Consider the following 11,895-nt stretch of genomic DNA (forward strand, 5'->3'; position numbering starts at 1 on the left):
AATGCAGAGTGTCAGTCACTGAAAAGGTTGACTGATCCACCGCTTTCGCGAGCAAGCCCGCTCCCACATTTTAGGGCTATGTCGAATTACAGACCGTAGCTCATCAAGCGCTCGTAACGACGGGCCAGCAGCGCTTCGTTATCCAGCTTCTTGAGCATCGCCAGTTGCGAGCCCAATTCTGCGCGGATGGTCGCAGCCGCGGCAGCCGGGTCACGGTGGGCGCCGCCCAGTGGCTCGGCGATCACTTTGTCCACGATCCCCAGGCCCTTGAGACGATCGGCAGTGATGCCCATGGCTTCGGCAGCGTCCGGCGCCTTTTCTGCGGTTTTCCACAGGATCGAGGCGCAACCTTCCGGCGAGATCACCGCGTAGGTCGAATATTGCAGCATGTTCAGCTGATCGCAGACACCGATGGCCAGTGCACCGCCGGAACCACCTTCACCAATCACGGTGGCGATGATCGGGGTCTTCAGGCGGGACATGACGCGCAGGTTCCAGGCAATCGCTTCGCTCTGGTTGCGCTCTTCAGCGTCGATACCCGGGTACGCACCCGGAGTGTCGATGAAGGTCAGGATCGGCATCTTGAAGCGCTCAGCCATTTCCATCAGGCGGCACGCCTTGCGGTAGCCTTCCGGGCGCGGCATGCCGAAGTTGCGACGTACTTTCTCGCGCACTTCACGGCCTTTCTGGTGACCGATCACCATCACTGGCTGGTCGTCCAGGCGAGCGATACCGCCCACGATGGCCGCGTCGTCGGAGAAGTGGCGGTCGCCATGCAGCTCGTCGAACTCGGTGAAGATGTGGTCAATGTAGTCCAGGGTGTATGGACGGCGCGGGTGGCGGGCCAGGCGCGCGATCTGCCAGCTGGTCAGCTTGCCGAAGATGTCTTCGGTCAGCGTCTTGCTCTTGTCTTGCAGGCGCGAGATTTCATCGCCGATATTCAGCGAATTGTCATTGCCGACCAGGCGCAGCTCTTCGATCTTGGCTTGCAGGTCAGCGATCGGCTGTTCGAAATCAAGAAAATTCGGGTTCATAAGCGTCCGTCTTGGGTCGACGGCCAGGGAGTGCCTGGCCAGCCGGTTGTCTATTCGCGCCCTACCTTAAGGGAGAGGCGCGTTTAGGTCGAGATTAAATATTTAGTCGAGATCAGACATATCTGACCGTCAACGGTATTGGAGGAAGACGTTGTCACGGCCGAACTGGTCACGCAAAGCTTGAATCAAGCCATCCGCAGGATCAATTCGCCAGGTCTCGCCGAACTGCAACATCGCCTTGGCATCGCTGCCGGTGTACTCCATGGTCACCGGGCACGCGCCACGATGGCGTTTGAGCAATTCGCCCAACAGGCGTAGCTGATCGCCCTTGAGCGCCTCGGTCTTGACCCTCAGGCGCAGGCTTTCGGCAAGATTGGTGCGCGCATCTTCCATGCTCATCACCCGCTTGATCCGCAGGCGCAGGCCGCCGGAAAAGTCGTCATTGCTGACCTCCCCCTCCACGACGACCATGGCATCGGTCTGCAACAACGACTGGGCCGAGTGGAAGGCATCGGCAAACAGCGACGCTTCGATCCGCCCCGAGCGGTCATCGAGGGTGATAAAGCCCATCTTGTCGCCTTTCTTATTTTTCATCACCCGCAGGGCGATGATCATGCCGGCGACGGTCTGGGTGTCTCGCGCCGGCTTCAGGTCGATGATGCGTTGACGGGCGAAACGACGGATTTCGCCCTCGTATTCGTCAATCGGATGACCAGTGAGGTAAAGGCCCAGGGTGTCTTTTTCACCCTTGAGACGTTCCTTGAGGGTCAACTCCTTGGCCTTGCGGTGGTTAGCGTACACATCCGCATCTTCTTCGACGAACAAACCGCCAAACAAGTCGGCGTGGCCGCTGTCGTGGGTGCGGGCGGTCTGTTCGGCGGCCTTGATCGCCTCTTCCATGGCGGCGAGCAACACCGCGCGGTTACGGTCGATATTGGCTTGGTAAGCTTTCGGTTCATCGTGGAAATACGGGCCGAGACGGTCGAGTGCACCGCTGCGGATCAGGCCATCAAGGGTACGTTTGTTGATGCGCTTGAGGTCGACCCGCGCGCAGAAGTCGAACAGGTCCTTGAACGGCCCGTCCTGACGCGCTTCGACAATCGCTTCCACCGGGCCTTCGCCCACACCTTTGATCGCGCCCAGGCCGTAAATGATACGGCCTTCGTCGTTCACCGTGAACTTGAACTCCGAGGCGTTCACATCCGGCGCGTCGAGGCGCAGCTTCATGGTGCGCACTTCCTCGATCAAGGTCACGACCTTGTCGGTGTTGTGCATATCCGCCGAGAGTACCGCCGCCATGAATGGCGCCGGGTAGTGGGCCTTCAGCCAAGCGGTCTGGTACGACACCAGGCCGTAGGCGGCGGAGTGGGATTTGTTGAAACCGTAGCCGGCGAACTTTTCCACCAGGTCGAAGATGTTACCTGCAAGGTCGGCGTCGATATTGTTGGTCGCGCAACCTTCAATGAAGCCGCCGCGCTGCTTGGCCATCTCCTCGGGTTTTTTCTTACCCATGGCCCGACGCAGCATGTCCGCACCGCCAAGGGTGTAACCGGCCATGACCTGGGCGATCTGCATCACCTGTTCCTGATACAGGATGATGCCGTAGGTCGGTGCCAGTACGGGCTTGAGGCCTTCGTACTGATAGTCCGAGTGCGGGTAAGCCAGCTCGGCACGTCCGTGCTTACGGTTGATGAAGTCATCCACCATGCCCGATTGCAGCGGGCCCGGACGGAACAGCGCCACCAGTGCGATCAAGTCTTCCAGGCAGTCGGGCTTGAGCTTTTTGATCAGCTCTTTCATGCCGCGCGACTCAAGCTGGAACACCGCCGTGGTCTCGGCTTTTTGCAGCAACTGGTACGTTGGTTTGTCGTCCAGCGGGATAAAGGCAATATCCAGTGGCGCTTCGTTGACCTTGGCGCGGTCACGGTTGATGGTCTTGAGCGCCCAGTCGATGATCGTCAGGGTCCGCAGGCCGAGGAAGTCGAACTTCACCAGGCCGGCCGCCTCCACGTCGTCCTTGTCGAACTGGGTTACCAGGCCGTCACCGGCCTCGTCGCAATAGATCGGCGAAAAGTCGGTGAGCTTGGTAGGTGCAATTACCACACCACCGGCGTGTTTACCGACGTTACGCACTACACCTTCGAGCTTGCGCGCCATGTCCCAGATTTCGGCGGCCTCTTCATCGACCTTGATGAAGTCGCGCAGGATTTCTTCCTGCTCGTAAGCCTTTTCCAGGGTCATGCCGACTTCGAACGGAATCATCTTCGACAGACGATCCGCCAGGCCGTAGGACTTGCCCTGCACCCGCGCCACGTCGCGGATTACAGCCTTGGCAGCCATGGAGCCGAACGTGATGATCTGACTTACCGCATTGCGGCCATATTTCTCGGCCACGTATTCGATTACGCGGTCGCGGCCGTCCATGCAGAAGTCGACGTCGAAGTCGGGCATGGAAACCCGTTCCGGGTTGAGGAATCGCTCGAACAGCAGGTCATATTCCAGCGGGTCGAGGTCGGTGATCTTCTGTACATAGGCCACCAACGAACCGGCACCCGACCCCCGGCCGGGCCCAACGGGTACGCCATTGCTTTTGGCCCACTGGATAAAGTCCATCACGATCAGGAAGTAACCGGGGAACCCCATCTGGATGATGATATCCAGCTCGAAATTCAACCGATCCACGTAGACCTGGCGCTTGGCCTCGTAGTCCTCGGTGGTGTCCTTGGGCAGCAGAACGCTCAACCGCTCTTCCAGACCGTCGAACGAGACTTTGCGGAAATATTCGTCGATGGTCATGCCATCGGGAATCGGGAAGTTGGGCAAAAAGTGCTTGCCCAGCTTCACTTCGATATTGCAGCGCTTGGCGATCTCCACCGAGTTTTCCAGCGCTTCCGGCAGGTCGCTGAACAGCTCGGCCATCTCGTCGGCGCTTTTGAGGTATTGCTCCTCGCTGTAGTTCTTCGAGCGACGCGGGTCATCCAGGGCCCGGCCTTCGCCGATGCACACGCGGGTTTCGTGGGCCTCGAAATCTTCCTTCTTGATAAAGCGCACATCGTTGGTCGCCACCAACGGCGCGCCCAGCTTGTCGGCCAGGGCGACGGCGGCGTGCAGATGCTCTTCGTCGTTGGGGCGGTTGGTGCGTTGCACTTCCAGGTAGAAACGGTCGGGGAAGACCTGCATCCACTCGCGGGCCAGTACTTCGGCTTCCTGGGGGTTGCCGCCGAGCAGCGCGAGACCGATCTCACCCTCTTTGGCGGCCGACAGCATGATCAGGCCTTCACTGGCCTCGGCGACCCATTCGCGCTCGATAATGATCGAGCCATTGCGCTGGCCGTCGATGAAACCGCGGGAAATCAGTTCAGTGAGGTTGCGATAACCGACGCCGTTCATCGCCAGCAGGCTGATGCGGCTCAGGGCGTTGTCCGGATCTTTGTTGGACAACCACAGGTCGGCACCACAGATCGGCTTGATGCCGGCGCCCATGGCATTTTTGTAGAACTTGACCAGGGAACACATGTTGTTCTGATCGGTCACCGCCACCGCTGGCATGTTCATGCCCACCAGGGTTTTGACCAGCGGTTTGATCCGTACCAGGCCGTCGACCAGGGAGTATTCAGTGTGCAGGCGCAGGTGAACGAATGAAGCCGGCATAGTGATCTCTTATACGTGGAAACAACAAGGCCCGGATTGTACCGGGCCTTGGCAAAAACATCAGCCTCGCGACTACACCTCTGCGAGACGCTCCCGTGCCTCGTAAGCCAGGCGCACCGGGGCGAACGAGCGACGATGGATCGGCGTTGGACCCAGGCGGGCCAAGGCTTCCAGATGAACGGGCGTCGGGTAGCCTTTGTGACCACCGATGCCGTAGCCGGGGTAGGTCAATTCGAAAGCAGCCATTTCACGGTCACGGCTGACCTTGGCCAGGATCGACGCCGCGGCAATCGCCGGCACTTTGCTATCACCCTTGACCACGGCTTCAGAGGGCATCGCCAGTTTGGGGCAGCGGTTGCCGTCGATCATCGCCATTTTTGGCGTGATGTGCAGGCCTTCGACCGCGCGCTGCATGGCGAGCATGGTGGCGTGGAGAATGTTCAGCTCGTCGATTTCCTCGACTTCGGCACGGGCAATGTGCCAACTCAAGGCTTTTTCACAGATCTCGTCGAAGAGCTTTTCGCGGCGGGCTTCGGTGAGTTTTTTCGAGTCGTTGAGACCGAGGATCGGACGGTTCGGATCAAGGATCACCGCCGCCGTGACTACCGCGCCGCACAGCGGCCCGCGACCGACTTCGTCGACACCGGCCACCAGTTCGTGGGCTTCGGCAACCAGGCTGAAGTCCAGGCCCATTTGCGTGGTCATAGGGTTTCCTGTTTTTTACCGATCAAGGTCAGCACGGCGTCCGCCGCCTGGTTGGACGCATCACGGCGCAGGGTGCGGTGAATCTCATCAAAACCGCGGGTCTGCTCTTCGCCGCCATCGATCAAGGGGAGTACGGTTTGCGCCAGGGCTTCGGGCGTTGCGTCGTCCTGCAACAACTCCGGCACCAACAGGCGTTGAGCCAGCAGGTTCGGCAAGGAGATGTAGGGGCTTTTGACCATGCGCTTGAGAATCCAGAACGTCAGCGGCGCCAAGCGGTAGGCCACGACCATTGGGCGCTTGTACAGCAGCGCTTCCAGGGTCGCGGTGCCCGAGGCGATCAGTACCGCATCACAGGCCGCCAGGGCCAGGTGCGATTGGCCGTCGAGCAAGGTCAGCGGCAGGTTGCGCCCTTCAAGCAAGGTTTCGATCTGGGCCCGTCGTTGCGGGCTGGCGCACGGCAGCACGAAGCGTACGCCTGGCTTCAAGGCCAGCAGGCGTTCGGCCGCATCAAAAAACAACGCCCCCAGGCGCCCGACTTCGCCGCCACGGCTGCCCGGCATCAGCGCGACCAACGGCCCGTCAGCCAAACCCAGTTCGGTACGGGCTGCTGCGCGGTCGGCGTGCAGCGGAATGGTGTCGGCCAGGGTATGCCCGACAAACCGCACCGGCACGCCCTTCTCCTCGTAGAAACGGGCCTCGAACGGCAGCAGGGTCAGCATCAGGTCGCAGCCTTCCCGGATCTTCAACACGCGCTTCTGTCGCCACGCCCACACGGACGGGCTGACGTAGTGCACCGTCTTGATCCCGGCCTGACGCAATTTGAGTTCGATGTTGAGGGTGAAGTCCGGCGCATCGATTCCGATAAAGACGTCGGGTTTTTCTTCGATGAGGGTCTGAATCAGCAGTTTGCGCCGAGCCAGAAGCTCACGCAGACGCCCCAGCACTTCCACCAACCCCATGACCGACAAGCGCTCCATGGGGAAATAGGAAGTGAGGCCTTCGGCCTGCATCAGCGGACCACCCACACCGATAAACTCAACCGCAGGATGCTGGGCCTTGAGGGCTCGCATCAGGCCTGCGCCCAAGATGTCGCCGGAAGCTTCTCCGGCCACCAACGCAATACGCAGATTGGCCATGATCAGCGCGTGATGCCGCGGGTCGACGCCTGGATCGAGTCACGGAATACCGCGACTTCCGGGAACAACGCTGACGGCTCGGCCAGTTCGGTCAAGGCTTGGTCAACGGTGAGCCCCTGGCGGTAGACCACCTTGTAGGCGCGACGCAGGGCGTGGATCGCCTCTTCGCTGAAACCACGACGGCGCATGCCCTCGAAGTTCATGCTGCGGGCTTCGGCCGGGTTGCCGAACACGGTGACGAACGCCGGAACGTCCTTGCCGATGGCGGTCCCCATGCCGGAAAAGCTGTGGGCGCCGATGTGGCAATACTGATGCACCAGGGTGAAACCGGACAGGATCGCCCAATCATCAACGTGCACGTGGCCTGCCAACGCGGTGTTGTTGACCAGGATGCAGTGGTTGCCGATCACGCTGTCATGGCCGATATGGGCATAGGCCATGATCAGGTTGTGATCACCCAGCGTGGTCTCGGCACGATCCTGAACGGTGCCACGGTGAATGGTCACACCTTCACGAATGATGTTGTGGTCACCGATTACCAGGCGCGTTTCTTCACCCTTGTACTTCATGTCCGGGGTGTCTTCGCCTACCGAGGAAAACTGGTAGATGCGATTGTGTTTGCCAATGCGGGTCGGTCCCTTGAGGATCACGTGCGGCCCGATGACAGTCCCCTCGCCGATTTCAACACCTGCGCCGATGATCGACCAAGGGCCGACCTCAACGTCGGCGGCCAGAACGGCCGACGGATCGATGATTGCGCGAGGGTCAATCAAACTCATAGTTTGCGTTCCGCGCAGATGATCTCGGCGGAGCACACCGGCTTGCCATCTACCGACGCCTGACATTCAAACTTCCAGATCTGGCGCTTGCAACTGATGAACTTGGCTTCCAGGATCAACTGGTCACCCGGGGTGACCGGATTGCGGAAACGCAATTTGTCGGAACCGACAAAATAGTAAAGCGTGCCGTCGGCAGGCTTGAGGTCGAGCATTTTGAAACCAAGGATACCGGCAGCCTGGGCCATCGCTTCAATGATCAATACGCCCGGCATGATTGGATGCGCAGGAAAGTGACCGTTGAAGAACGGTTCGTTGATGCTGACATTCTTGTAGGCACGAATGCGCTTTTCCTCAACATTGAGGTCCACTACGCGGTCCACCAGCAGGAACGGGTAACGGTGAGGCAGGTATTCGCGAATCTCGTTGATGTCCATCATTTCGGGGGGAAGCCTGTAATAAAGATTGGGGGCGGGCGGACTAAAAGCACGCCCCGCTAGCAAATCAAGGAGGCAAGTCTAGCGGCTGTGCACACTTGATATGGAAATGGTATCAGCCTTCTGATGAAACATTACCGCCAGGGGTCACGTCACCAACACGCTTTTCCAGCTGTTTGAGGCGTCGTGCCATGTCGTCCAGATGCCTCAAGCGTGCTGCACTCTTGCGCCATTCAGCTGCGGGCTGCATGGCCGTACCGGAGGAATAGGCGCCTGGCTCGGTAATCGAGTGGGTCACCATGGTCATCCCGGTAATGAAGACGTTGTCGCAAATATCGATATGGCCCACCAGCCCAACGCCACCGGCGAGCATGCAATGCTTGCCGATCTTGGTGCTGCCGGAGATGCCGACACACGCCGCCATGGCGGTGTGATCACCGATCTGCACGTTGTGGGCGATCTGGATCTGGTTGTCGAGCTTCACGCCATTGCCGATCACGGTATCGGCCAAGGCCCCGCGATCGACAGCAGTGTTCACACCGATTTCCACATCGTCGCCGATCAATACACCACCGACCTGGGCAATCTTGTGCCAGACACCTTTGGAGTTGGCAAAACCGAAGCCTTCGCCACCGATCACGGCACCCGACTGAATGACTACACGCTCACCAATACGCACATCGTGGTACAGGGTCACGCGCGGGGCCAGCCAGCCACCGGCGCCGATTACGCAGCGCGCGCCGATAAAGCAATGGGCTCCGACCGTGACACCGGCAGCAATGCGCGCACCACTCTCGACCACCGCAAAGGCGCCAATGCTGGCCGCAGGGTCAACCTGGGCATCATCCGCAATTACCGCCGACGGATGAACACCGCCCGCCGCCTTGGGTTTTGGATCGAACAGGTGCGAAGCCTTGGCGTAGGCCAGGTACGGATCAGCCACCACCAGCGCGTCCCCGGCAAACCCTTCGGCATCGCCGGCTTTGAGCAACACGGCGGCGGCTCTGCTGTCGACCAGGTATTTACGGTATTGGGGATTTGCGAGGAAGCTCAACTGAGCTGGGCCAGCCTCCTGCAAGGTGGCTAGCCCAGTGATTTCTTTCTCCGGGGAGCCGCGCAAGGCGGCTCCCAGGAACTCGGCCAACTCGCCGAGCTTGATAGTCGCGGTCATGGCTTACTTCAGCTGGTTCATGCGCTCGATCACCTGGCGGGTGATGTCGTATTGAGGCTTGACGTCGATCACGGCGCCGCGTTCGAACACCAGGTCAAAGGCACCTTTCTTGATGACTTCTTCCACGGCGCTGTCGAGTTTCGGCTTCAACTGCTTGAGCATTTCACGGTCGGCAACGGCCTTGGCTTCGTTCAGCTCCTTGGATTGGAACTGGTAGTCACGGGCCTTTTGCTTGAATTCAAGCTCCAAACGCTCGCGCTCGCCTTGCTGCATCTTGTCGCCACCAGCCACCAGACGATCCTGGATGCCCTTGGCACTGCTTTCCAGGGTCTTGAGCTTGGTCAGTTGCGGACCGAATTTCTTCTCGGCATCCACGGCGTACTTCTTGGCCGCATCGGATTCCAGCAGAGCCATCTGATAGTTCAGGACGGCGATTTTCATTTCGGCGAAGGCCGGGGTGGTTACCAGCACGGTGGCCAGCAGAACCAATTGAGTCAACTTACGCACGATGTACTCCTACAGAATCCGTTGTCGTTATCTTGGGTCAGACGCTTAGAACGTCTGGCCGAGGGAGAATTGGAAAATCTGGGTTTCAGCGTTATCCGGTTTCTTGATCGGCATGGCCAGAGCAAAGCTCAATGGGCCAAGCGCAGTCACCCAAGTCACACCCACACCAACGGAGCTCGCCAGGTTGCTCAGGCTCACGTCGTTGCACTGGGTCTGAGATTTCACGCCGCTTGGGTTGGTGATCTGCTCACACTTGGAATCGAATACGTTACCCACGTCCCAGAATACCGAAGTACGCAACGAACGCTGGTCCTTGACGAACGGCAGCGGGAACAGAATCTCCGCACCACCCTGAATCAACACGTTACCACCGAACGGCAGAGGCTTGTTGTCGGAGTCGACCACAGTGCCCTGGTTACCGGTTACACCAACACCACGGCTCGGCGTACCACGCGGGCCCAGGGTGCTGTCCTTGAAACCACGTACGGAGTTGAAGCCACCCGCATAGTAGTTCTCGTAGAACGGCAGGCCATTGGTCGAACCATAACCGTCACCGTAGCCCAGCTCAGTGTGCAGGCGCATGGTGTAGTTGTCGCTCAACGGCTGGAACAGCTGGCCGCGGTAATCGAGTTTGAAGAACGACAGGTCGCTGCCCGGCGTGGTGGTTTCCAGGGTCAGGCTCTGGGAATGACCACGGGTCGCCAGTACACCTTTGTTCAGGGTCGACTCAGACCAGCCGGCGGACGCCTTGAAGTTCAGGAACTTGTCACCTTCACGACGGGTGAAGTCGAAGATTTCGTCCACGGTGTAGACACCGGTCTTGATCTCATCCTGTTGCGCGGTCAGGCCGAAGGTAAGACGCGAGGTCTCACTGATCGGGTAACCGATGTTCACGCCAGCACCCAGGCTGTCGATCGCATAGCTTGCAACGTCGACGTCGAGGTCTTTGTAGTCGGTGGTACGGTAGAAGGCGTTGTAGCCCAGGCTCACACCGTCAGCAGTCCAGTAGGGGTCGACATAACCGAAGTTATAGCGGCTCTGGTATTCGCTGCGGGTCAGGCCGATGGAGACCTTGTTACCGGTACCTAGGAAGTTGTTCTGGGTAATCGAACCACCAAGGATCAGACCGGCACTCTGTGCAAAGCCGACACTCGCGGTGATCGAACCCGAGGCTTGTTCTTCTACGGCGTAGTTCACGTCAACCTGGTCATCCACACCTGGCACGGCCGGGGTTTCGACGTTGACCTCTTTAAAGAAGCCCAGGCGCTCAAGACGGGTCTTGGACTGGTCGATCAGGTATGTCGACGCCCAGCCACCTTCCATCTGACGCATTTCACGACGCAGCACTTCGTCCGCAGACTTGGTGTTGCCACGGAAGTTGATGCGGTTCACGTAGGCACGCTTGCCCGGGTCGACGACAAAGGTGATGTCCACGGTGTGGTCATCATCATGTGGGGTCGGCACGCCGTTGACGTTGGCGAAGGTATAGCCTTCGTTGCCCAGGCGACGGGTGATCAGCTCGGAGGTCGTGGTCATCAGTTTGCGCGAGAACACCTGGTCCTTCTGCACCAGCAGCAAGGCCTTGACCTGATCTTCGGGAACTTTCAGATCACCGCTCAGCTTGACGTCACGAACCTTGTACTTCTCGCCTTCGTTGACGTTGACGGTGATGTAGACGTGTTTCTTGTCCGGGGTGATGGACACCTGGGTGGAGGCAATATCCATGTTGATATAGCCACGGTCCAGGTAGTAGGAACGCAGGCGCTCCAGGTCACCGGAGAGTTTTTCGCGGGCGTACTTGTCATCGTTCTTGAAGAACGACAGCCAGTTGGTGGTCTTCAGTTCGAACAGGTCGATCAGGTCTTCATCGGCGAACTTGGTGTTGCCCACCACGTTGATGTGCTGAATGGCCGCCACGGTGCCTTCGTTGATGTTGACCTTGAGGCCGACACGGTTACGAGGCTGCGGGATCACTTCGGTTTCCACGGACGCGGAGTAGCGGCCCTGGGCAACGTACTGGCGTTGCAGTTCGTTACGCACACCTTCAAGGGTGGCACGCTGGAAGATCTCGCCCTCGGCCAGGCCGGATTGCTTGAGGCCTTTCATCAGGTCTTCAGTGGAGATCGCCTTGTTGCCCTCGATCTCGATACTGGCGACGGAAGGTCGCTCGACCACGGTGATAACGAGGACGTTGCCTTCGCGACCCAGTTGGATATCTTGAAAGAAGCCGGTTTTGAACAGCGCACGAGTGGATTCCACCAGGCGACGGTCATCAGCCTGTTCCCCGACGTTCAACGGCAACGCACCAAAGACGCTACCTGCGGATACCCGCTGGAGGCCGTTGACGCGAATATCGGAGATGGTGAAGGACTCGGCGTGAACTTCGGCGATCATCAATACGGTGAGAACCGCAGTTAGCAGCAGACGTTTCATGAAGTCCTTTCTTATTCCAACTGGCAATAAACAAACTGCCGCAAA

At 59.2% G+C, this 11,895-nt stretch carries 9 protein-coding genes; all 9 read right to left on the reverse strand.

From position 1 onward, the window contains the following. Positions 1-86: 86 nt before the first annotated feature. Positions 87-1,034: an acetyl-CoA carboxylase carboxyltransferase subunit alpha gene (locus OPU96_RS18925; protein ID WP_192299342.1), complete on the reverse strand. Its 948-nt coding sequence runs from the start codon at positions 1,032-1,034 to the stop codon at positions 87-89. 129 nt (positions 1,035-1,163) lie between these two features. Continuing rightward, on the reverse strand, positions 1,164-4,685 hold the full coding sequence (gene dnaE / locus OPU96_RS18930; RefSeq protein WP_192299343.1) for a DNA polymerase III subunit alpha: 3,522 nt from the start codon (positions 4,683-4,685) through the stop codon (positions 1,164-1,166). Between the two features lie 72 nt (positions 4,686-4,757). Continuing rightward, positions 4,758-5,390, reverse strand: a complete 633-nt coding sequence (gene rnhB / locus OPU96_RS18935; RefSeq protein WP_226455868.1) for a ribonuclease HII — start codon at positions 5,388-5,390, stop codon at positions 4,758-4,760. Continuing rightward, positions 5,387-6,526, reverse strand: a complete 1,140-nt coding sequence (lpxB, locus tag OPU96_RS18940; RefSeq protein ID WP_226455869.1) for a lipid-A-disaccharide synthase — start codon at positions 6,524-6,526, stop codon at positions 5,387-5,389. Before lpxB ends, rnhB begins: the two co-directional genes overlap by 4 nt. Before the next feature lie 2 nt (positions 6,527-6,528). Continuing rightward, positions 6,529-7,305, reverse strand: coding sequence for an acyl-ACP--UDP-N-acetylglucosamine O-acyltransferase (gene lpxA / locus OPU96_RS18945; RefSeq protein WP_192299346.1), 777 nt, complete (start codon positions 7,303-7,305; stop codon positions 6,529-6,531). Beyond that, entirely contained in the window at positions 7,302-7,742 is a 441-nt protein-coding gene (fabZ, locus tag OPU96_RS18950; protein ID WP_003172281.1) for a 3-hydroxyacyl-ACP dehydratase FabZ, read from the reverse strand. Before fabZ ends, lpxA begins: the two co-directional genes overlap by 4 nt. 112 nt (positions 7,743-7,854) lie before the next feature. Then, complete coding sequence (gene lpxD, locus OPU96_RS18955; protein ID WP_498559511.1) at positions 7,855-8,910, reverse strand: UDP-3-O-(3-hydroxymyristoyl)glucosamine N-acyltransferase; 1,056 nt, start codon at positions 8,908-8,910, stop codon at positions 7,855-7,857. Positions 8,911-8,913: 3 nt separating this feature from the next. Continuing rightward, positions 8,914-9,417 (reverse strand): OmpH/Skp family outer membrane protein, encoded by a 504-nt coding sequence (locus OPU96_RS18960; protein WP_003172279.1) that lies wholly within the window; start codon positions 9,415-9,417, stop codon positions 8,914-8,916. A 45-nt stretch (positions 9,418-9,462) separates the two neighbouring features. Beyond that, positions 9,463-11,850: an outer membrane protein assembly factor BamA gene (bamA, locus tag OPU96_RS18965; RefSeq protein WP_226455871.1), complete on the reverse strand. Its 2,388-nt coding sequence runs from the start codon at positions 11,848-11,850 to the stop codon at positions 9,463-9,465. Between the last annotated feature and the right edge of the window lie 45 nt (positions 11,851-11,895).

It is taken from the genome of Pseudomonas sp. RP-B7, assembly GCF_059803535.1.

Excerpts from the sequence above, each read along its gene's own strand:
- dnaE (WP_192299343.1), bottom strand. The coding sequence starts at position 4,685 with ATGCCGGCTTCATTCGTTCACCTGCGCCTGCACACTGAATACTCCCTG.
- OPU96_RS18925 (WP_192299342.1), bottom strand. The coding sequence starts at position 1,034 with ATGAACCCGAATTTTCTTGATTTCGAACAGCCGATCGCTGACCTGCAA.
- fabZ (WP_003172281.1), bottom strand. The coding sequence starts at position 7,742 with ATGATGGACATCAACGAGATTCGCGAATACCTGCCTCACCGTTACCCG.
- bamA (WP_226455871.1), bottom strand. The coding sequence starts at position 11,850 with ATGAAACGTCTGCTGCTAACTGCGGTTCTCACCGTATTGATGATCGCC.
- lpxD (WP_498559511.1), bottom strand. The coding sequence starts at position 8,910 with ATGACCGCGACTATCAAGCTCGGCGAGTTGGCCGAGTTCCTGGGAGCC.
- lpxB (WP_226455869.1), bottom strand. The coding sequence starts at position 6,526 with ATGGCCAATCTGCGTATTGCGTTGGTGGCCGGAGAAGCTTCCGGCGAC.
- rnhB (WP_226455868.1), bottom strand. The coding sequence starts at position 5,390 with ATGACCACGCAAATGGGCCTGGACTTCAGCCTGGTTGCCGAAGCCCAC.
- lpxA (WP_192299346.1), bottom strand. The coding sequence starts at position 7,305 with ATGAGTTTGATTGACCCTCGCGCAATCATCGATCCGTCGGCCGTTCTG.